General features: G+C 60.6%; 18 protein-coding genes. 7 read left to right on the top strand and 11 right to left on the bottom strand.

Going from position 1 to position 20662, the window contains the following annotated elements; translation table 11 throughout:
* Positions 1-160 precede the first annotated feature (160 nt).
* Both AC07U5_RS03125 and AC07U5_RS03120 read left to right on the top strand, forming a co-directional pair.
* Positions 161-646, top strand: coding sequence for a MaoC family dehydratase (locus tag AC07U5_RS03125; RefSeq protein ID WP_113327397.1), 486 nt, complete (start codon positions 161-163; stop codon positions 644-646).
* A gap of 114 nt (positions 647-760) precedes the next feature.
* Positions 761-1798, top strand: coding sequence for a DUF2332 domain-containing protein (locus AC07U5_RS03120; RefSeq protein WP_494722273.1), 1038 nt, complete (start codon positions 761-763; stop codon positions 1796-1798).
* Between the two features lie 45 nt (positions 1799-1843).
* Here AC07U5_RS03120 and AC07U5_RS03115 read toward each other — a convergent pair whose 3' ends face one another.
* Both AC07U5_RS03115 and AC07U5_RS03110 read right to left on the bottom strand, forming a co-directional pair.
* Positions 1844-2563, bottom strand: a complete 720-nt coding sequence (locus AC07U5_RS03115) for a nucleotidyl transferase AbiEii/AbiGii toxin family protein (protein ID WP_494722272.1) — start codon at positions 2561-2563, stop codon at positions 1844-1846.
* A 3-nt stretch (positions 2564-2566) separates the two neighbouring features.
* Positions 2567-2770 carry a hypothetical protein gene (locus AC07U5_RS03110; protein WP_494722271.1) on the bottom strand — a complete coding sequence of 68 codons (204 nt, stop codon included), beginning with the start codon at positions 2768-2770 and terminating at the stop codon, positions 2567-2569.
* A gap of 308 nt (positions 2771-3078) precedes the next feature.
* On the opposite strand from AC07U5_RS03110, the gene AC07U5_RS03105 reads away from it, so the two are divergent.
* Positions 3079-4449 (top strand): APC family permease, encoded by a 1371-nt coding sequence (locus tag AC07U5_RS03105; protein ID WP_494722270.1) that lies wholly within the window; start codon positions 3079-3081, stop codon positions 4447-4449.
* Positions 4450-4525: 76 nt separating this feature from the next.
* Complete coding sequence (locus tag AC07U5_RS03100; RefSeq protein ID WP_494722269.1) at positions 4526-5158, top strand: LysE family translocator; 633 nt, start codon at positions 4526-4528, stop codon at positions 5156-5158.
* 123 nt (positions 5159-5281) lie between these two features.
* On the opposite strand, the gene AC07U5_RS03095 is transcribed toward AC07U5_RS03100, so the two are convergent.
* Genes AC07U5_RS03095 through AC07U5_RS03075 form a run of 5 tightly spaced genes read right to left on the bottom strand, consistent with a single transcriptional unit; the run spans position 5282 to position 10761 of the window.
* Positions 5282-5830, bottom strand: a complete 549-nt coding sequence (locus tag AC07U5_RS03095; protein ID WP_494722268.1) for a sarcosine oxidase subunit gamma — start codon at positions 5828-5830, stop codon at positions 5282-5284.
* Complete coding sequence (locus AC07U5_RS03090) at positions 5823-8783, bottom strand: sarcosine oxidase subunit alpha (protein ID WP_494722267.1); 2961 nt, start codon at positions 8781-8783, stop codon at positions 5823-5825. The genes AC07U5_RS03095 and AC07U5_RS03090 overlap by 8 nt, the downstream gene beginning before the upstream one ends.
* Complete coding sequence (locus AC07U5_RS03085) at positions 8780-9094, bottom strand: sarcosine oxidase subunit delta (protein WP_113261852.1); 315 nt, start codon at positions 9092-9094, stop codon at positions 8780-8782. Before AC07U5_RS03085 ends, AC07U5_RS03090 begins: the two co-directional genes overlap by 4 nt.
* Positions 9095-9103: 9 nt before the next feature.
* A complete protein-coding gene (locus tag AC07U5_RS03080; protein ID WP_333631993.1) occupies positions 9104-9475 on the bottom strand; it encodes a hypothetical protein in 372 nt (123 codons plus the stop codon).
* A gap of 32 nt (positions 9476-9507) precedes the next feature.
* Positions 9508-10761: a sarcosine oxidase subunit beta family protein gene (locus AC07U5_RS03075; protein WP_062427831.1), complete on the bottom strand. Its 1254-nt coding sequence runs from the start codon at positions 10759-10761 to the stop codon at positions 9508-9510.
* Between the two features lie 307 nt (positions 10762-11068).
* On the opposite strand from AC07U5_RS03075, the gene rpsU reads away from it, so the two are divergent.
* A complete protein-coding gene (gene rpsU / locus AC07U5_RS03070) occupies positions 11069-11299 on the top strand; it encodes a 30S ribosomal protein S21 (protein ID WP_062427830.1) in 231 nt (76 codons plus the stop codon).
* Between the two features lie 433 nt (positions 11300-11732).
* The gene (locus tag AC07U5_RS03065) at positions 11733-12557 is read left to right on the top strand and encodes a tetratricopeptide repeat protein (RefSeq protein ID WP_246666389.1); all 825 of its coding nucleotides are present in this window, start codon (positions 11733-11735) and stop codon (positions 12555-12557) included.
* A 342-nt stretch (positions 12558-12899) separates the two neighbouring features.
* Here AC07U5_RS03065 and AC07U5_RS03060 read toward each other — a convergent pair whose 3' ends face one another.
* From AC07U5_RS03060 to AC07U5_RS03050, 3 genes are read right to left on the bottom strand one after another with little or no spacing between them, the layout of a single operon-like run.
* Positions 12900-15989, bottom strand: coding sequence for an efflux RND transporter permease subunit (locus AC07U5_RS03060; protein ID WP_494722266.1), 3090 nt, complete (start codon positions 15987-15989; stop codon positions 12900-12902).
* Positions 15986-17071 carry an efflux RND transporter periplasmic adaptor subunit gene (locus tag AC07U5_RS03055; protein ID WP_494722265.1) on the bottom strand — a complete coding sequence of 362 codons (1086 nt, stop codon included), beginning with the start codon at positions 17069-17071 and terminating at the stop codon, positions 15986-15988. Before AC07U5_RS03055 ends, AC07U5_RS03060 begins: the two co-directional genes overlap by 4 nt.
* On the bottom strand, positions 17068-18144 hold the full coding sequence (locus tag AC07U5_RS03050; RefSeq protein ID WP_494722264.1) for an efflux RND transporter periplasmic adaptor subunit: 1077 nt from the start codon (positions 18142-18144) through the stop codon (positions 17068-17070). Before AC07U5_RS03050 ends, AC07U5_RS03055 begins: the two co-directional genes overlap by 4 nt.
* Positions 18145-18357: 213 nt before the next feature.
* On the opposite strand from AC07U5_RS03050, the gene AC07U5_RS03045 reads away from it, so the two are divergent.
* Positions 18358-19011 (top strand): TetR/AcrR family transcriptional regulator, encoded by a 654-nt coding sequence (locus AC07U5_RS03045; RefSeq protein ID WP_112520929.1) that lies wholly within the window; start codon positions 18358-18360, stop codon positions 19009-19011.
* Positions 19012-19295: 284 nt separating this feature from the next.
* Here the strand turns inward: AC07U5_RS03045 and AC07U5_RS03040 are convergent, their stop codons facing one another.
* The gene (locus AC07U5_RS03040; protein ID WP_494722263.1) at positions 19296-20321 is read right to left on the bottom strand and encodes a sensor histidine kinase; all 1026 of its coding nucleotides are present in this window, start codon (positions 20319-20321) and stop codon (positions 19296-19298) included.
* Positions 20322-20662: the final 341 nt, after the last annotated feature.

Genomic DNA, 20662 nt, shown 5'->3' with positions numbered 1-20662 from the left:
GTTGATGACACGCATTCACCTGCCCTATAGCGCGTCGCCGTCCTATTGGACGCATAAAGACGCTCTATCTCGTAGACTCACCGCATCGTGCTTTCCGAAAATCGATTCCGACTTTCGGGCCGATACGGTAGAGTCTCCATCATGAAAAGGACCACGCGCTGTGAAAGACGTATCGCTTGCTGAAGTGAAGGGTTTGGTCGGCACGGAAGTTGGGGTATCCGACTGGATCACCGTCGATCAGGCAATGATCGATGCCTTCGCGGGAGCCACGCTGGATGACCAGTTCATCCATACCGATCCCGAACGCGCCAAGGCCGAGAGCCCTTTCGGCGGCACGATTGCTCATGGTTTCCTGACGCTCTCACTGCTGTCGGCCATGAACTACAGCGCGCTGCCGAAAATCCGCGAACAGACCATGGGCATCAATTACGGCTTCGAGAAAGTCACCTTCGTCGCCCCGGTCAAAAGCGGCGCGCGCGTGCGCGGTCGCTTTACCCTTGCAGAAGCCCGTTTTCGCGGCGCATCGATGCTGACCAACACCTACGACGTGACGGTGGAGATCGAAGACGAACGCAAACCGGCGCTCACCGCCCGCTGGACCACCATCTCGCAATTCGATCCGAAGGACAGGCCGGAGGACGCGTAAGGCATGGCCGGCGCAAACGGGTCGGCGGTTTGCGATCGCAAAGAGCTGAGGCGTTTGACGCGTATCTAAAAGATCGCGACACGTCTTGGAACAAGTAGAGGACGGGAGGGCACCATGCCGGAAGCAATCGTTCGAGAAGCATTCCAGACGCAGGCGCAAGCTTGCGATGCGCTCGGTTCCCCCTTCACCGCCAGGCTCTGCCGGCTACTCGCCGAAAAGCTGGACAGCGCGCACAGTGCGGTTGCCCGCACCATCCTCACATGGCCCGGCCCGCCCGGTCCCAGCGACGACTCCGTGCCCTTGCGCACCGCCGGTTGCCTGCACGCGCTGGTTCGTTCAAACCGGATCAGCCCGCTGACCGAACTTGATGACACCGACCTCTGGACCGCCTGCCAGCACGCCTTTCAGGAGCACGAGGCCTTCATCCTCGAGCGACTGAAGTCCCCGCCGCAAACCAACGAAGTCCGCCGCTCCGCCGCCCTCCTGCCCGGCCTCTTCATCGTCGCCGAGCGCACCGGCCAGCCGCTCATCCTTTCAGAGGTTGGCGCAAGCGCCGGCCTCAACCTCCAGCTCGACCGCTATCGCTACCGCCTTGGCGAAACACAGTGGGGAACGGACAGCCCCGTCTTTCTCTCGCCGGAATGGCGCGGCGAAGCGCCAGCCATCCCGCTGAGCTTCACCGTCCTCGAGCGCGCCGGCTGCGACCTCAACCCCTTGAACCCATCTTCCCCCGAGGACCGCCTGCGCCAGCTCTCCTACATCTGGGCAGACCAGACAGACCGCCTGGAGCGCACGCAAAACGCGCTCACCATCGCCGCCGACAATCACCTGCAGGTGGAAAAGGCAGACGCGATCGACTGGCTGGCAAGACGGCTCGAAACATCGAAGCCCGGCGCCACCCACGTCATCTTCCACTCCGTCGCCTGGCAGTATTTTCCGGACAGCCTCAAGCAGAAGGGCGAAGCGCTGATCACTGAGGCCGGAAGCCGCGCCACCCCGGACGCCCCGCTCGCCCGCCTCCAGATGGAAGGCGATGGCCAGCCACGCGGTGCCGCGCTGACCCTGCAAATCTGGCCCACGGGTGAAAAACAGGAAATCGGCCGCGCGGATTTTCATGGGCGCTGGGTGGACTGGAAGGGCTGGGTGCGGTGACGGTCACATAGGCCGCGTGCTCAAAGCCAAGCCGTTGTTCGAAGCTTAATCCGGCTCCTGATCGGCCGTTGGGTTCGCATGCGCTCCCAATATCCGCGACGCAAGCTGCCGGTCCATCTGCATGCCGTCCATACAGGTGTGGAGCCATTCTCTGTCCTGAATCAACGCGACAGCCTTGGAATACGCGCTCGTAATCGTCTCACCGTAAGCGTCTCGAGCTTTCTGCCACGCCGCAGCAGGAACATCGCCCCACGCAGCAATCATCATCGACAGATCGATAATATCTCTGCTGTAAACGGCCTTATCAGGCCAGCGGTCCGCATTTGCCAAAAGCTTCTCAGCGAACATATCGCTTCTGCTCAGCACCGGGATGCCGTAGCGCTCATCCATCTGCCCGGAAAGATCGATACGACCCTCGCGTACGATCTCGAACTTGATGCGGGTATCGTCCACCTGCACAAAGGTCCGAATACCATATTGGTCGGCCCGCATGTCTCGCAGAGTTGAAACTCGGCCAATCGACTTCCCAGTCGATTTGGCCAGCCCCGAAAATCCTCGGGTCCACACCGCTTCGCGGAGCATCCTGTAGCCTTCCTGAGACCAACAGAGAAAGTCGATATCGACGCTTTCACGATACTCGTCGAGGCTAAGGACGATCGCGGTCTCGCCGCCGAAAAAACATTCAGCGCGTTTCAGCAACTCTCCGTCGAGAGAGTTCAGCACGGTCAGGACAGCGTTATGGTGCGGACGGCGGAAAGTACTCATACCTCAGGATGCTATCAGCAAAGGGCCGTATCGCTCAACCAGATCGTCGATCAACGCTTTCTCTTCTTTGGTCAGCGCATCAGTGTCGACAAAGCGCCAATTGCGCTCGTAGATCGAGAACGCTTCTTCGCCAGTCAAGCACGCGTTCGCGTCCCTGCTCCAGCAGAGCATCTGCAATTGCGGATAATGGCCGACCTGTATCTGCATCATATCCTCTATAGAAGGCCCCAGCCAAGACTGCCAGGCTGCAATGAAGTACTAACCTGTTCCCTCGTCGTCCTTGGGCTCGGCCCCGAGAATCCATGCTTTCAATGGCTCATGGGTAGTCGGGCCCGGCCATGACGGGTCGGGCGCGGCTTCAGCCCTTCGCCCAAAAGCTGTATCCTCTATAGCAGACACCATCGCTATTCCTCCAGCCAATTCCAGCGCAAGCACTTGGCGCCATTTGCTCTTCTCTCGCGGGAACCTTCATCCAGCCCTCACGTTGAAGCCGATATTATTTGGGGGAATTCTATATGGCGCAAAACATCACACAACCGGATGATGCAGGCGAGCAAAGCACTGAGCTTAAACGCGTCATGGGGCCGGGGCTGCTTCTTCTGTTCATCGTCGGGGATATTCTCGGCACCGGCATTTACGCGCTGACCGGACAGGTCGCCGCCGAAGTGGGTGGCGTCGTCTGGCTGCCTTTCCTGATCGCTTTTGCCGTGGCACTTCTGACCGCCTGCAGCTATCTCGAACTGGTGACGAAATATCCGCGCGCCGCAGGCGCTGCCCTTTATACCCACAAGGCCTTTGGCGTTCACTTCATCACCTTCCTCGTCGCCTTCACCGTCATGTCGTCGGGCGTGACCTCCGCCTCCACCGCCTCGCGCGCCTTTGCCGCCAATTTCGCCACCGTCACCGGCTTCGATTTCGGCGGCTTCGGTGTCACCGGCATCGCCATTGCCTTCATCGTCGCCGTCGCGCTCATCAATTTCCGTGGCGTCGGTGAAAGCGTGAAGATGAATGTGGTGCTGACGGTGGTGGAGTTGACCGGCCTGCTTCTGATCATCTGCATCGGCTTCTGGGCCATCGGCAATGGTCAGGGCGATGTGTCGCGCGCCTGGACCTTCCAGCCTACGGGTGACCACGGCGTCATATGGTCGGTGGTGGCCGCCACCACACTGGCCTTTTTCGCCATGGTCGGTTTCGAGGATTCGGTCAACATGGCCGAAGAATGCAAGCAGCCTGCCCGCATCTTTCCGAAAGTGCTGCTCGGTGGCCTCGTCATCACCGGCGTCATCTATATTCTGGTCGCCATTTCCGCCATCACCCTCGTGCCCGCAGCGGAACTCGGCGAAGGCGAAACGCCGCTCTTGAAGGTGGTACAGGCCGGCGCGCCAAACTTCCCGATCGGCATCTTCGCCGTCGTCACCATGTTTGCCGTCGCCAATTCGGCGCTGATCAACATGATGATGGCAAGCCGCCTGATCTACGGCATGAGCCGCGAAGGCGTGCTTCCGCCAGCCCTCGGCAAGGTCCATTCCGGCCGCCGCACGCCCTTTGTGGCGATCATCTTCACCTCGCTGATCGCGGTTGGCCTGATCGCCTTTGCAGGTGGTGTTCCAGCTCTTGGTGGTACAACGGCACTGCTGCTGCTCGGTGTCTTCACCATCGTCAATGTCGCGGTGCTGGTGCTGCGCAAGGACAAGGTGGCGCACAAGCACTTCCGCACACCCACCATCCTGCCGGTGCTCGGCGCCGTCAGTTGCTTCTTCCTCGTCGGCCCATGGACGGGTCGCGATCCGGTGCAATATTCGATTGCGGGCGTCCTGCTCCTGATCGGCGTCGTCCTCTGGGCAGCGACCGTCGGCTTCATGCGGGCACAGGCGAAATCGGCATAGCGGCACAACGGCGCTTGCTATCTGCGTCGCCCATGATAGATCGGAATTCCGGCCTCATTTTCAAAAGGAAAATACCATGCCGGAATTCCCCACCCTCATGCTCTTTGCCGCCGCAGCCTTGGTGCTGACGGCAACACCTGGCCCTGATATGCTGCTGATCGCCTCGCGCAGTGTCAGCCAGGGCCGGTCCGCAGGTTTTCTAACCTATGCCGGAATAGCCGCCGGGACCTATTGCCACGCGATTGCCGCGGCCTTGGGCCTCTCGCAACTGTTTCTGACGGTACCGGTCGCCTACGAGATCGTCCGCTGGGCGGGCTGCGCCTATCTCTTGTATCTTGCCGTCAAAACCGTGCGCTCACAGGGCGCAGGCTTTTCACCCACAACCGGGCTGAAACGACTGTCTTCAAGACGGATTTTTCTGGAAGGTCTCGCCACCAACATCCTCAACCCGAAAATGGCGCTCTTCGTTCTCGCGCTCTTTCCGCAGTTCATCAATCCGGATGGCAATGCGCTCGTTCTCCAGATGGTGATCCTCGCCACCATCCTGAACGGCATCGGTCTTCTGGTGAATGGCACCGTGATTCTTCTTGGCAGCAACATCCGCCAGCGGCTTTCCGGCATCAGCCGCTTTCCCAGACTGCCGCAATATCTGCTGGCAAGCGTCTTTGCCGGGCTCGCCTGCCGTCTTGCGCTTGGATCAAGGCAGTAGGAAAAACGGGAAAGGGATGCTCGTCAGGACGAGGGGCAAAACCCAACCTGCGTCATCCTCGGGCTCGACCCGAGGATCCATCTTTCCAACGGCTTAGGGCGCCTGAATGACTTGGCGCGCGCCTCAAACGTCCCGCGAACCCTCGTCCAGCAGACCGAACACATAGTCCGCAAAGGAGCGCCAGCATTCGACGCGGAAGGTGTCATCCGCCACGCGCAGCAGCACCACTTCCGCCTTGCCGAAGACCGTGCGGGTGCAGGCACCCACCGGGAAAGCGGTGAGAGACAGGTCCTGTGGGCAGCCGGCATTGATCGTCGTTTCCGCGCGGGGGCCGGAGACGATGATGGCGAGGTTGCGGTGGGAGACGTCGGTTGCGGAAAACAGTCCGGTCGTGCCGGAAAGTGCTGCCATCAGGTCGGCTTCGCCCTGGTCGATGACCAGCCACTCATCCGGGCCGATCCACAAGGCCGAGCGCAGTCCCGATGTCGTAGAGGTTTTTGGGCGTGTCGGCAGGGCAAGTTCGAGCGCCTGAGATACGGCCTCGATCGCCTCTGGCCGCGCGCGCAGCACCAGCCGGTAGGCCGGTGCCGCGGGCTTGATGGAGGTGCCGGCGGAACCACCATGCACGCCGTCGAGAACGAATGTACGCTTTGCTGTCGCCAAATCAGCCATTGATCCGGCCTCCTTCCTTGTCGAAGAACACCATGTCCGTCACCTCGACTGCAATCGTCTTGTCGGCAAGCGGAATGTAGAGGGTCTCACCCATCCGCGCCCGGCCATCGGCAACCAGACCGAAGGCGATGGAGCGGCCAAGATTTTCGGACCAGTAGGACGATGTGACGTGACCGAGCATCGTCATCGGCTTGGGTGCATTCGGATCGACGACGATCTGCCCGCCCTCTTCCGGCACCTCATGCGCGTTCTTCGGCAGGAGACCAACGAGCTGCTTGCGGCCGCTGCGGGTCAGATCCGGGCGCTGCAGACCGCGAATACCGACGAAGTCCGTCTTCTTCTTGGAGACAGCCCAGCCAAGGCCCGCATCGTCTGGCGTCACCGTGCCGTCGGTATCCTGGCCGACGATGATATAACCCTTTTCGGCGCGCAGCACGTGCATCGTCTCGGTGCCGTAGAGGCAGCCGCCAACGGCTTTCGCCCGCTCTGCAATGGCCTGCCACACGGCCGGGCCGTAATCGGCCGGCACGTTGACTTCGAAGCCGAGTTCGCCGGTAAACGACACGCGGAAGAGACGCGTCGGCACACCGCAAATCTTGCCTTCCGCCACCGCCATATGCGGGAAGGCGTCCGGCGACAGGTCGATACCTTCCACCAGCGGCGCAATCACGTCGCGCGCCTTCGGTCCCTGCACCGCGATCACCGCCCATTGTTCGGTGGCAGAGGTCAGCCAGACGTTGAGATGCGGGAATTCCGTCTGCAGATAGTCTTCCATGTGGTGCAGCACGCGCGGCGCGCCGCCCGTCGTTGTCGTCACGTGAAAGCGATCTTCCGCCATGCGACCGACAACGCCGTCATCATAGACGAAGCCGTCTTCGCGGGTCATGATGCCATAACGGCAGCGACCGGGCTTCAGCGTATCCCAGGCATTGGTGTAGAGCAGGTTGAGGAACTTCGCCGCATCCGGGCCGACAACCTCGATCTTGCCGAGCGTCGAGGCATCGAAGACGCCAACGCTTTCGCGCACCGTCTTGCACTCGCGGTTGACCGCCTCATGCATGTCTTCGCCGGGACGCGGATAGTACCAGGCGCGCTTCCAGTTGCCGACATCCTCGAAGGCCGCACCTTCTGCTTCTTCCAAGGCATGCATCGGCGTCTTGCGGGCCGGGTCGAACAGCTTGCCACGCGAATGGCCGACCAGCGTACCGAAGGTCACCGGCGTGTAAGGTGCGCGGAAGGTGGTGAGACCGACCTTCGGCAGATCGCGCCCAAGGGCTTCCGATGCAATGGCAAGACCATGCATGTTGGACATCTTGCCCTGGTCGGAGGCCATGCCGTTGGTGGTGAAGCGCTTGATGTGCTCGATGGAGTGCATGCCTTCGCGCACCGCAAGCCGGATATCCTTGGCGCAGACATCGTGCTGGAAGTCGATGAAGGCCTTTACGCTGTGGTCGGCACCCGCACCCTCGGCAGCACCGATCATGCCACCCGTCCAGGTGTTGGCATTGCTGCCGGAAACGGCAACTTCACCGCCCCCAGCCGCCGCCGCTTCGGAAAGCAGTGCGGAGAGATCGTCGGTGCCGCTGCAGGCGCCGATCGAAACGCAGTCCTGCACGTGCACGTCGGGCAGGAAGCGCTGGTTCGGCGCATCATATTTCAGCTTGCCGCGAGACTGCGAGAAGAGATGGACGGATGGCGTCCAGCCAGCCGAGACGATCAGCGCATCGACAGCGATCTTGCGCTTGCCCGAACCGCCATTGCGGCCAACCGTCATGGAGGTGACGCGAAGACGGCCCGCGGTATCGTAAACGCTTTGGCCGGCCAGAACCTCGATACCAAGCGCGCGTGCCTCGTCCAGAAGCTTCGCGCTCGGGTTGGGACGGCAATCGACGATCGCCGCAATCTTCACACCGGCGCGCTTCAGGTCGAAGGCCGCCTCATAGGCGCTGTCATGGGCGGTGTAGACACCAACATTGTGGCCGACAGCCACGCCGTACTGGTTGAGATAGGTGCGTGCAGCAGACGCCAGCATGATGCCGGGGCGGTCGTTATTGGCAAACACCATGTGGCGCTCGATGGCGCCGGTCGCCATCACCACCTTCTTGGCGCGCACCTGCCACAGGCGCTCGCGCGGCTCATGCAGCGCCGGGCTTGCCAGGTGGTCGGTGACGCGCTCGGCCAGGCCGATGAAGTTGTGGTTGTAGTAGCCGAAGACGGTGGTGCGGGTCAGAACCTCCACATTCGGCATGGCCTTCAGCTCGGCCAAAACCGACTGCGCCCAGTCATAGCCGTTCTTGCCGTCGATCACGGTACCGCTTTCAAAGCGCAGCGCACCGCCAACCGTCGGATTCTCATCCACCAGCGTGACCTTGGCGCCGGTCTTGGCCGCAGAAAGCGCCGCCGTCAGACCGGCAGCGCCGCCACCAGCCACCAGCACGTCGCAATGGGCGAAGCGGCTGGCATACTGATCGGTATCGCCCTCTCTCGGCGCGCTACCGAGACCGGCGGCGCGGCGGATGATCGGCTCGTAGAGCTTGTGCCATGCCGCCTTCGGCCACATGAAGGTCTTGTAGTAGAAGCCCGCCGCAAAGAAAGGCGAGAAGAAATCGTTGATCGCGCCGACATCGAAGGAGAGCGACGGATAGCGGTTCTGCGACGAGACGATCGCCCCGTCGAAGACTTCCTGCACCGTGGCGCGCACGTTCGGCTGGCGGCGGGATGCATCGCGCGACACGTCGATCAGCGCATTCGGCTCTTCCGGACCGGCAGACAGAAAGCCGCGCGGACGGTGATATTTGAACGAACGGCCGATCAGATGCACGCCGTTTGCCAGCAGTGCGGAAGCAACCGTGTCGCCCTGAAGCGCGGTATAGCTCTTGCCGTCGAAGTTGAAGCGGGCGGTGCGGGCGGGCGTCAGGCGGCCGGCACCCTTGATACGGTAAGCGCCACTCATCGGGCTGCTCCTTCGCTGGAGGAGAGAAGCGAAGCCTCATCCGGCTTCGGCTCGCCCGCCTTGTATGTCAGGTAAAACTTGTCGGTCACGGAATGGCGCGCCGCGTTGAAGAAGCGGCCGCAACCATGGATATGGCGCCAGCGCTCATAGACCATGCCCTTGTCGTTATCGCGCATGAAGAAATATTCGGAAAACTCCTCGTCGGAGATCCCGGCAATGTTTTCAGGGCGGGCAATATGCGCCTCGCCAGCCCAGCGGAACTCCAGCTCGGAGCGTTCTTCTTCGCAATATGGACAACGGATCAGCAGCATGATGTTCCCTCAAAGAGAGCTTTCCGGAATCACCGTTCCGGCGGGTTGGTCACACAGGCGCTTTCCCATGGTGATGTAGGGGGAGAGCCTGTTCGTCAGATCTTCAAAATTCGCGTACGGCCGAAACGCGTTGCCGCGCCCGATATTGACCACCGCCATCGACATCAGATTGCTGTCGAGAGCGACGGGATATTCATTCTCGCCATCCGCACCCTTCGGCACGAAATAGACGAGCTTCTGGCCAAGGCTTGGAGCGCACATCAGGAAGCCCTCTTCTGCCAGAAATGGCCAGTTGTCCTCTCCCTGCACCTTGCGGATGGCCTGCACTCGAAAATCGCCAGCCTCGGGAACAACCGGACCGGCCTCGGCCGCAGAGGCCATACACACAGCTGCAAGGAGAGCAGCCGGCATCTTCAATGGGCAACCGCCGCAGCTGCCGCCTCGTCGATCAACCGTCCGGTGCGGAACCGGTCGAGGTTCAGACCCGCCGCCAGCCGGTGCGGCTCGCCGCGCGCAATCAGATGCGCGAAGAGATGCGCAGAGCCCGGCGTGGCCTTGAAGCCGCCCGTGCCCCAGCCGCAATTGACGAAGAGGTTTGGAACCGGCGTCACGCTCTGGATCGCCGAACGATCCGGTGTGTTGTCGGTAATCCCGCCCCACTGGCGCATCATCTTCACACGACGGAAGATCGGGAAGAGTTCGCAGATGGCGTCCAGCGTATGGGTGATGATCTGCAGGCCGCCGGTCTGCGAATAGGAGTTGTACTGGTCGGTACCGGCACCGATGACCAGCTCGCCCTTGTCGGACTGCGAGATATAGGCATGCACGGTGTTGGACATTACCACGCAGGGGAAGATGGGTTTCAGCGGCTCGGAAACCAGCGCCTGCAACGGGTTGGAAGCAAGCGGCACGCGCACATCGGCCATTTTCATGATGACGGAGGAATGACCGGCAGCCGATACGCCGATCTTCTTGGCACCAATGAAGCCACGATTGGTTTCCACACCCGTGACTGCGCCATCCGGCCCACGACGGATCGCGGTGACTTCGCAGTTCTGGATGATGTGGACGCCGCGATCGGATGCCGCACGGGCATAGCCCCAGGCCACCGCATCGTGACGGGCCGTACCACCGCGACGCTGCAGGGCAGCACCATTGATGGCGTAGCGGGCGTTCGCAGAAATATCGAGCGGCGGACAGTAAGCCTTGGCCTCTTCCGGCGTCAGCCATTCATTGTCGATGCCATAGAGGCGGTTGGCATTGATATGGCGCTTGAAGGACTGCTGGTCATGCACATTGTGCGACAGCATCATCACGCCGCGCGCCGAGTACATGACGTTGTAGTTCAGGTCCTGGCTCAAGCCTTCCCACAATTTGAGGGAATGCTCGTACATATCCATGCTCTCTTCATAGAGATAGTTCGAGCGGATGATGGTGGTGTTGCGGCCGGTATTGCCGCCGCCGAGCCAGCCCTTTTCCAGAACGGCAATGTTGGTGATGCCATGTTCCTTGGCCAGATAATAAGCGGCACCGAGACCATGGCCGCCGCCACCGATGATGATGACGTCATATTCCTTGCGCGGCTCGGGAGAAGCCCATTGGGCATCCCATCCCTTGTGGGCCCGCATTGCCTCGCGAGCCACGGCAAAAACAGAAAATTTGCGCATTCGCAAGCAACTCCCTGAAGACACGCTGGATTATTCCGGCTGAGACCTATGAATGGCAAATATGCGCAGTGTTCAGTGTTCATTTTGCGACGCCGCGACATGATTGTTTTGACATGCCCCATAACTTTCTCGGTACCCCTTGTATTTTCGCCGAGAGACACAGTTAACGGCTGGACTTCAAGGAAACGATCTGATATTGCACCACACCAATCGCGCGGCCAACCCGGCCACACGAACGCTTTTTTGTTTGCCTGCGAATGCCTTTATTCGCATGGCAAGATAACCAACCTAAAGGAACGGGATTCACGTGCAGGTACTAGTCCGCGATAACAACGTTGATCAGGCGCTTCGCGCTCTTAAGAAGAAAATGCAGCGCGAAGGTATCTTCCGCGAAATGAAGATGCGCGATTATTACGAGAAGCCTTCGCAGAAGCGCGCTCGCGAAAAGGCTGAAGCCGTTCGCCGCGTTCGCAAGCTTGCTCGCAAGCGCATGCAGCGCGAAGGTCTGATTGCTGCTCCACGTGCTGCGAGCCGCTAATAGGCCGTCTTTTCGACGTTTTTGAATGCTTATGGGGCGGGGGCGATTATTTCGCCGCCGCTCTTTGAGTTTTACAGCATCGGCCCAAAAATCGGATAGGGTTTTCGGAAAGCACGATGCGTGGCTCAAAGAAGATAGAGCGTCCTTTGTGCGTCCAATAGGACGCACGGCGCTCTAAAGCATGTCGCGCAAAAGGGGTGACCGGTTTTGCGATAACGACATGCGAGAGATGAAGGCCTAAAGCGTGAAGGAGCGGATCTGAAAGATCGCGACACGGTTTAGCATGTCTGAATTCGCTTTGCACGATCGGGCCTGCATAATTGGCTCTGCATGATCAGCCTTGAGAGGGAACCCATACCGCATGAACGCTGTTGATACCGGTGAATCCAGACGTCCTATCGCCCTGTTCCACGGCGTATCTCAGAGAAAAACCATGCGGCTTTCTTCCACCCTCATCCTCTGCGGCATGGTTGCGGCTCTTGCCGGCTGCGCCACCACCAACACGACGAACGACGTGTTCCAGATCGACCGCGCTCAAGGGTCTGAACAGAACATCGCCTCGCTGACCTCGGTCATCAATGCCAATCCGCAGGATCCGGAGGGCTACAATGTTCGTGGCTCGGCTTACGGCCGCGCCGGTGACTCCAAGCGCGCCATTGCCGACTTCAATCAGGCCCTGCAGCTTAATCCGCGCTTCTACCAGGCTTACGCCAACCGCGCGCTCGTCTACCGCAACATGGGCCAGCAGCAGCAGGCGCTGCAGGATTATAACAGCGCGCTGCAGATCAACCCGAATTACGACGTGGCGCTGATCGGTCGCGGCAACCTCTACCGCCAGACGGGCCGCACCAACGAAGCCTTCAACGACTTCACCGCCGCCATCAACACTGACACCACCGACGGCCGCGCCTATCACAATCGCGGCCTGATCTACCAGCTGCGCAACCAGCACAGCCAGGCGATCGAAGATTTCTCCAAGGCCATCTCGCTCTCGCCCAACTCGCCCGAGCCATATAACGGCCGCGGCATTTCCTATGTGGCGCTGAACGACGACGAAAACGCCTTTGCCGATTTCAACCACGCCATTGCGCTGGATGACAGCCGGGCGGAATCCTGGGCCAACCAGGCACTGGTCTACGAGCGCCGCGGCGAAAAGGACAAGGCGCTGAAATCCTACAACCACGCAGCCCGCCTCGACCCCAAATACAAGCCCGCCGTCGACGGCCTCGCCCGCATGCGCGGCGCTGGCGCGTCGTAAGATCGCATTGCGGTTTTCAGGGGCGTGAGGACGTCGAGCCACTGCTGTCTTGTTTAAATTGAGACAGCTTTTTTGGGGCGAGAGGCTTTTTCTTTCGGCCCCACTTCGGCTGTTCCGGTAGCCCTGCCCGAGAGGTCCCACCCCCCTCTGTCCTGCCGGACATCTCCCCCTCAAGGGGGGAGATCGAATTGTTGCTCCGTCTTGCCCCACACTGCAGTCAGATGTGAAACGCGAAGAGCGCCTCTTGCCGATCTCCCCCCTTGAGGGGGAGATGTCCGGCAGGACAGAGGGGGGTAAGCCCCAGATTCAGAACTTAAAAGGGATCGCCTCCAGCTCGTTTTGTCACACCGGCTTGGCGTCGCCTTCGGCCTTCGCCTCTGGCTCGGCTGTCTTCTCCTCCGGCTTGATGCGGAACCACGTCACGTAAAGCGCCGGCAGGAAGAGCAGTGTCAGCACCGTGCCGACCACGATTCCGCCCATCATCGCATAGGCCATCGGCCCCCAGAAGACTTCGCGCGAGATCGGGATCAGTGCCAGTGTCGCAGCCGCCGCAGTCAGCATGATCGGGCGCATGCGGTGCTCGGTCGCCTCGATCACGGCTTGCCAGGCAGGCACGCCCTCCATACGCAGATGCTCGATCTGCACCACAAGAATGACCGAGTTTCGGATGAGGATGCCGATCAGCGCCAGAATGCCGAGGATCGCCACGAAGCCCATCGGCGCATTGCTGAGAAGCAGTGCCGCCACCACGCCGATCAGCGCTGTTGGAGCCACCGCAAAGACCAGGAACAGGCGGCTGAAGCTCTGCAGCTGGATCATCAGGATCGTCGCCATGGCAAACAGCATCATCGGTGCGACGGCAGCAATCGGTCCCTGTGCTTCGGCGCTCGATTCCACGGCGCCGCCGATCTCGACCTTGTAGCCGACCGGCAGCGTCTTGCTGAAAGCGTCCACCTGCGGCTGAAGCTGGGTGACGATCGTTGCCGGCTGGGTCGGCCCCTTGATCGCCGCTTTCAGAGTGATGGTCGGGATGCGATCGCGCGATGCGATCATCGCCTGTTCCACATCATAGCGCAGGTTCGCCACGGCCGAGAGCGGGATGAGCTTTCCGTCGGAGCCTGCAATCTGCAGGTTCTGCAACGTCTCGATCGAGCCGCGCTCCTGAGCATCCGCGCGTCCGATCACATCGATGAGGTAGATATTGTCGCGCACCTGCGTGGCGCTCGCGCCTTCGACGATGCTGTTCAGCACGGTGGCGATATCTTCCGAGCTCACGCCAAGCTGGCGGGCCTTGTCCTGCAACACATCGACCTTGACCACGCGCGATGGCTCGTTCCAGTCGAAGATCATGTTGGTAAGCAGAGGATGCTGTCCGACGACGCCGGCAAAGCGCATGGAGATATCGCGCACCTTCTGGATGTCGGGCCCGCTGATGCGATATTGCACCGGCTTGCCGACTGGCGGGCCGATATCGAGCAGCTTCACGAAGGCATCGGTGCCGGGAAACGTCTCGTTCAGATATTTCTGGAAATCGCCGCGCACCCGGTCACGCGCTTCCAGGCTTTTCGGCACGATCACCGTCTGGCCGAAGAAGACGTTCTGGTTCTGCACGTCGAAGGACAGAATGAAGCGCGGTGCGCCCTGCCCCACATAGGTCGTCCAGTGGTCGATATCGGGATTGTTGGCGAGCTTGTCCTGCTCAAACTTTGCCATCTGCCGGTTGGTCTCGGCAATCGAGCTGTTCTGCGGCAGGTTCCAGTCGATGATCAGTTCCGGCCGGTCGGAGCTTGGGAAGAACTGCTGCTGCACAAGACCCATGCCCGCGACGGAAACGCCGAAGACGCCGATGGTCAACAGAATGGTCACCCAGCGCCAGCGCATGGCCGTCGTCAGCAGGCGCGAGAAGATCGTCGCAACCCGGCCCTTCTTGTCGTGGTGCTGCTTCATCGTCTTGGGCAGCATCAACACGCCGAGAAGCGGGGTGAAGAGAACCGCGACGATCCAGGAGACCAGCAGCGAAACCGCAATCACCACAAACAGCGTGAAGGTGAACTCACCCGCCGCACTGCTGTTGAGGCCGATCGGGATGAAGCCCGCGACGGTGACGAGTGTGCCGGTCAGCATGGGGAAGGCGGTAGACGTGTAGACATAGGTCGCCGCCTTGCGCAGATCGTCGCCCGCCTCCAGCCGCGCCACCATCATCTCCACCGCAATCATCGCGTCATCGACCAGAAGACCGAGCGCAATGATCAGCGCGCCAAGCGAGATGCGCTGCAACGAAATGCCGGTATATTCCATGTAAACGAAGGTGATGGCGAGCACGAGCGGAATGGACACCGCAACCACCAGACCGGCGCGAAGACCAAGGCTGATGAAGCTGATGACGAGAACGATGGCAACCGCTTCGAACAGCGCACGGGTGAAGCCGGAAACAGCCTCCTCCACCACCGCCGGCTGGTCGGACACGCGGTTGACCTCGACGCCGATCGGCAGATCCGCCACCACCGCCTTGATGTGCTCGTCGACGGCCTCGCCGAATTCCAGCAGGTTGGCACCGGCACGCATGCCGATAGCAAGACCGATGGCTGGCTTGCCATTGTAACGGAAGAGTGCCGTCGGCGGATCGACATAGCCGCGATGGATCGTCGCCACATCCGTCAGCGGGAAGAAGCGATCATTGACGCGTAGGTTGATCGATTCCAGCGCGTTTTCCGAGGCAAATTGCCCGCCCACACGGATGGCGATGCGCTCCGGCCCGGCGGTCACGAAGCCGGATTGCGTCACCGCATTCTGCGCCTGCAGCGTGGCGATGATCGACTGGCGATCAATGCCGAGCGCTGCGATCTTGCGGGTGGAAAATTCCAGATAGATCGCCTCGTCCTGCGCCCCGATGATATCGACCTTGCCGACATTCTCGATGGTCAGGATCTTGGAGCGCGCATCTTCGACGAGATCGCGCAGCTGGCGCTGTGACAGCCCGTCACTGGTAAAGGCAAAAATGTTGCCGAACACATCACCGAAGCGATCGTTGAAGAACGGACCCTGCACGCCGGAGGGAAACTCGCCCTTGATATCGCTGATCATGTTGCGAACGCGACGCCAGGTCGGCTCCACATCCCGCGCCTTGGTGGTGGGCAGAAGTTCGAGGAAGACGGTGGTCTTGCCGGCGGTCGTCTCGCTGCGGGTATAATCGAGCGATTCCAGTTCCTGCAGCTTCTTCTCGATGCGGTCCGTTACCTGACGGCTGACCTCTTCGGCCGTCGCACCCGGCCAGGCGGCGGAAATCACCATCGTCTTGATGGTGAAGTTCGGATCTTCTTCACGCCCGAGATTGAGATAGGAAAACACGCCCGCAATCAGGAAGACGATCATGAAGTAGGAGACGAGCGAGCGGTGCGCCAATGCCCATTCGGAGAGATTGAACTTTTTCACTGTACGCGCTCCTGATCGATGCGAATGGACTGCCCGTCCTCAAGCGAGTTGACGCCTGCAATAACGACGCGCTCCCCCGGCTTCACGCCCTCTTTGACAACCACATAGCCATAGGCGTTCGGCGGACCCTCCAGCACGACCGGGCGAAGCACAACCTTGGCGGCGGCCTCATCGACGATCCACACGGCGGTTTGGCTGTCACGCGTGCGGATGGCGGTGGCCGGCAGCATCAGATTGGGTTTGGAGGCGATGCTGGCCGAAGCGCGGATGACCGCACCCAGCCGGAAGGCATCACCCGGGTGGTCAAGCGCGATCTTCGTGCGGCGCGTTCGTGTGGCCGTATCGGCCTGCGGCGCAATCTCGCGCACTGTGCCAGCCACCCGCACCTGCGGATCGAGCTGCAGGGCCACGTCGAAGGGCGTGCCAAGCTTCAACTGCTCGGCAATGGACTGCGGCACATCGATCACCGCATCGCGCTCGTCCGGCTTGGCGATGGTCACCACCACCTGGCCGACGGTCACGACCTGGCCGAGTTCTGCCGAGGTTGCCGTCACCACGCCGTCAAATTCGGCGGCAAGCTGCGCGTAGCTCAGCTGCTCATTCGCCTTGTTGAGATTGGCCTGCGCCCGCGCCACGGAGGCGCTCGCGGTCTTCAGCCCTTGTTCCGCCTCTTCCAGCGCGGCCCTTGTGCCGGAGCGCGTTTCGGCAAGCTGCAACTGGCGCTGCTGCGTGCTCTGCGCATTGCGAAGCTGTGCCTGCGCATTGGAAAGATCCGACTGGGCACTGCGCACGGCAAGCTCCAGCGATGTCGGATCGATGGTGGCAATGATCTGCCCCTTCTCCACGAGATCGCCGACGCTGACGGTGCGAGACGTCAGACGCCCCAGCGTGCGAAAACCAAGCTCGGCCTCGAAGCGCGGCGACACCGTTCCCGCAAAGCTCAGAGACTGCACGGGAACCTCCTTCGCCACCACCGAAAGCACGGGGCGCGGGGGCGGCGGTGGGGCCTCGGACTTGTCCTCGCTGCAGGCGGAAAGCAGCAGTCCCGATAGAAGGAGGATAGCAATAGGGGTTCTCATCATTGTGCTGCCACCTTCTCGAAAGCGACCTTTTCATCCGGGCGCAGGAACTTGCCCCCCTCAGCCACCACGCTCTCACCGGGCTTCAGCCCCTGCTTGACGATGAAATGACCTGTTTCATAATCTTCGACCTCGATCACCCGCAGCGCCACTTTGGACGAGGCGGGATCGACGATCCAGACAGCCGGCCTTCCATCCTTGGAGGAAATCGCCGACCAGGGCAGCACCATGGCGGCCTGTGGCTCATAGAGGAAATTGCCCTGCACGGCAGCGCCGAGCGGCATGGGAACATCCACGCCAAGCCCGACCTTCACCTTTACCGTTCCGGTGGAGGAATCGATGGTGGGGGAAATCTCGCGGACCTTGGCCATCACCTGCCGGTCGGGATCGGTCAGAAGCGTGATCTTCACCTCCGGCTGAATCTCGCGGCCGAGGAAGAGCGTTTCCACCACTTCGAAGATCGCGTCGCGCGGGCCATCCTGCGCCAGCGTGAAAATGGGCGAAGCCGCCTGCGCCACCTGCCCCACTTCGGCATTGCGCGCGGTGATCAACCCATCCTGATCGGCTTTCAGTTCGGTATAGGACAGCGCTTCCTTGGCGCTGCCAAGCTGCGCCTGCGCCGACCGCTCACTGCCCTGCGCGGTGGAAAGCGCTTCCTGCGCCTGATCGAGTGCCGAGCGTGGCGTGACCTGCGTTTCGAAGAGTTTCTGCTGGCGCGCAAAGGCCAGCTCCGCCTGGATGCGCTGCGCCACAGCGGCCTCGAGATTGGCCTCGGCAACCGCCAGATCGGCCTGCTGCTCTTCCGCATCGATGCGCGCCAGAACCTGGCCCGCTCTCACATGGTCTCCGACATCGACCTGACGATCGATGATCTTGCCGCCCACACGGAAGGACAGATCGGTCTCGATACGCGCGCGGATTTCACCGGTCACGGCTCCGCCGGACACCACCTGGCTGTTCTCAACCGTCACCACCCGGACCTGGCGCAAGTCCGGTTCTCCTTCGCCTTCCTTTGGACTGCACGCGGTCAAAAAACCGGCACTCGCAATCAGGAGCACGCTCAAAATCTGCTTCATGGGTGGGCCTTATCATCGAGATATCGTGATTGCGTATATTTGACTGACTGGAAAGTCAATGATAACTTCTGAAGCCTGCTGCACGAAAAACTGTACAGCGGTTTTGCGATAACGATATGCGATAAAGCAAGGAACGAAGCGGCGACGCGAATCTGAAAGATCGCGACTTGCTTCAGCACTATCGATGCCGAATGAATGGGATGCCGATCACCGATGTTTAAGCTGTGCCACTCCAAGGCGGGAAAGAAACTGACGCGCGCCGAGCAGAAAGAGCTCCGCCCCGCGCAGATCCTGGACGCGGCCTTCACCGAATTCGTCAAGAACGGGTACGCCGCAACACGGGTTGAGGACATCGCCAAACATGTCGGCGTCACCAAGGGCACCATTTATGTGTACTTCGAGACCAAGGAAATTCTCTTCGAAGCCACCATCCGCCACGCCTCGACCTCCTTCGCCGACATCGTCAAGAGCGAGGACACCCGCACCGGCACGGCCTCGGAAAAGATCCGGTCGCTTCTGGGCGCACTCTACGATCATCTCGACGAAGACCGCCAGAACCGCGAAATCCTCAAGCTGATCATCGCCGAGGGCCAGAAGTTCCCCGATATCGTCGCCCGGCATGAGCAATGCGTCTTCCAGCCCCTGATCGACAGGATCATCGAACTCATCAAGGAAGGTGCCGCAGCCGGCGAACTGAAGAGCGACTACATCGCCTTCCCCGAACTCGTCATCGCACCGCTGATGACGCTCACCGTTCTGAGGATCATCTTCGAAGAAGCCATGGACATCGACATAAAGGGCTACCGCGCCGCCCATCTCGATCTGCTTCTGAATGGGCTTCTGGCGAGGAAGACTGGGGAAGGTTAAGGGCGGGTCGGCGAGCAGAGAGTCGCGATAACGAAAGATGCGCCGAAGCTGACAGGGGAACTGACGCCTGTGCGCGAGCCGGTCAGCTTCCCTGATTTCTTCTCTAGGACTGGTTTGCGTCAGAAGCGGTCATGGTGACGTACCGAGGTTTAGTCTAACAAGCCAGAAATGGGCCACGGAACACAGTTTGAACAGTCAACAGTTAGTGGAGGCGTCGCGGCCGCAATCGATGACCGCCACGTATGTTAAGTTCCACGCCAATAACCTTGCTACACTCTCTCACGCTAGCCCGCAGCAAGGGGTTTGAGCTTACCCTCGAGTTCATACTCGATGCCGTCTTCATGGAAGTGGGTGGCAGCGGTACCCTCAAAATATCCCGCTACTATGCTGTTGGTCAGCCGCGATCCGAATCCCTTTCGGACCGGCGCTTTGACAGGTGGGCCACCGGTTTCTCGCCAGACGAAGCGCAACGCGCCCGCATCATTCCAATTCCAGGAAACGAAGACTTTTCCTTTGTCACTCGATAGAGCCCCGTATTTCACCGAGTTCGTGGCTAATTCGTACACAGCCAGAGACAACCCGATTGCCTGTTGGGCGGCGAGCGTGAGGTCGGGTCCGTGGATACCGATACGTCCGGGATGATCGATGTGGGCACTCAAGGCGACGCCAATCATTTCGCGCATCGACACCTCTCTGGCATCACCGTGTAACAGGTCCTGGGCTCGACCCAACGCATTGATCCGATCGATAACGATCGTTCGTGCTTCATTGAGATCGGAGGCGTTACGCAATGTCGACGAGACGATCGCGCTTGCGACCGCGAGCGTATTCTTGAGGCGATGGATCATCTCGTTGTGCAGCGCCGCTTCCCTTTCGCGTGCGACAACCGTCGGCGTGGCGTCCGACGCGACATTGATCATTCCGACAATCTTGCCGCCGTCGTAAAGCGGGCTGTAGGAGAAGGTCCAATATGTTTGCTCGGGGAAGCCGTTCCGCGTCATGACGAGCGGAAGCTCCTCTGACCACGTGCCTTCGCCGGAAAGCGCCTGATCCACGAAGGGCTTGATGTCATTCCACACATCCCACCATATTTCTGCCGCAGGCTGTCCTAGTGCCCCTTCCTCCTTCGCTCCGAGGATCGGCGCATAGGCGTCGTTGTAAAGCAGAGTGAGGTCAGGTCCCCAGAACACGCATATCGCATGCCTTTGCCCCAGAATCAGTTCCACGACAGAGCGAAGAGCCGCTGGCCAGGTCTCCAGGCACCCTAGTGACGTCGAGGTCCAGTCGTATGCCGCAATAAGCTTGCCCATGCGGCCTTCGCCGAGCTGCGTCGCATATTGGTTCATGTCGTCGGTCCGCCTGCAACATTGAGGCTTGTCGCCTCAGATTCCAATTGATCGGTATCAAATCTCTCGAAAAGATCAAGAAGTTCAGTGATTTGATAATTGTCAGTTTCGGACGGGCGTCGTCCGCCGGTCTCAGGAACCCACGGTGTTGAAGTAGCAGTCGAGAAGGGGAAGGTGCACTCGTTGCACATTTACGCCGATGTTTGCCTTGAGCTATCTTGTGCTACACCCCGGCCATGATGGCGGCCTGAGAGGGCGGGTATGACGGCTTTGGGCCGGAACCTGCCGCGAATAGACCACGCCAT

Source organism: Agrobacterium sp. GW821-FHT02D03 (assembly GCF_059421725.1).
Note: the sequence above shows the minus strand (reverse complement) of the source record. Positions and strands in the feature narration are given on the sequence as shown.

Coding starts and splice junctions, on each gene's coding strand:
- AC07U5_RS03120 (WP_494722273.1), top strand. CDS start 761: ATGCCGGAAGCAATCGTTCGAGAAGCATTCCAGACGCAGGCGCAAGCT.
- AC07U5_RS03115 (WP_494722272.1), bottom strand. CDS start 2,563: ATGAGTACTTTCCGCCGTCCGCACCATAACGCTGTCCTGACCGTGCTG.
- AC07U5_RS03110 (WP_494722271.1), bottom strand. CDS start 2,770: ATGCAGATACAGGTCGGCCATTATCCGCAATTGCAGATGCTCTGCTGG.
- AC07U5_RS03105 (WP_494722270.1), top strand. CDS start 3,079: ATGGCGCAAAACATCACACAACCGGATGATGCAGGCGAGCAAAGCACT.
- AC07U5_RS03100 (WP_494722269.1), top strand. CDS start 4,526: ATGCCGGAATTCCCCACCCTCATGCTCTTTGCCGCCGCAGCCTTGGTG.
- AC07U5_RS03095 (WP_494722268.1), bottom strand. CDS start 5,830: ATGGCTGATTTGGCGACAGCAAAGCGTACATTCGTTCTCGACGGCGTG.
- AC07U5_RS03090 (WP_494722267.1), bottom strand. CDS start 8,783: ATGAGTGGCGCTTACCGTATCAAGGGTGCCGGCCGCCTGACGCCCGCC.
- AC07U5_RS03085 (WP_113261852.1), bottom strand. CDS start 9,094: ATGCTGCTGATCCGTTGTCCATATTGCGAAGAAGAACGCTCCGAGCTG.
- AC07U5_RS03080 (WP_333631993.1), bottom strand. CDS start 9,475: ATGGCCTCTGCGGCCGAGGCCGGTCCGGTTGTTCCCGAGGCTGGCGAT.
- AC07U5_RS03075 (WP_062427831.1), bottom strand. CDS start 10,761: ATGCGCAAATTTTCTGTTTTTGCCGTGGCTCGCGAGGCAATGCGGGCC.
- AC07U5_RS03065 (WP_246666389.1), top strand. CDS start 11,733: ATGCGGCTTTCTTCCACCCTCATCCTCTGCGGCATGGTTGCGGCTCTT.
- AC07U5_RS03055 (WP_494722265.1), bottom strand. CDS start 17,071: ATGATGAGAACCCCTATTGCTATCCTCCTTCTATCGGGACTGCTGCTT.
- AC07U5_RS03050 (WP_494722264.1), bottom strand. CDS start 18,144: ATGAAGCAGATTTTGAGCGTGCTCCTGATTGCGAGTGCCGGTTTTTTG.
- AC07U5_RS03045 (WP_112520929.1), top strand. CDS start 18,358: ATGTTTAAGCTGTGCCACTCCAAGGCGGGAAAGAAACTGACGCGCGCC.
- AC07U5_RS03040 (WP_494722263.1), bottom strand. CDS start 20,321: ATGGGCAAGCTTATTGCGGCATACGACTGGACCTCGACGTCACTAGGG.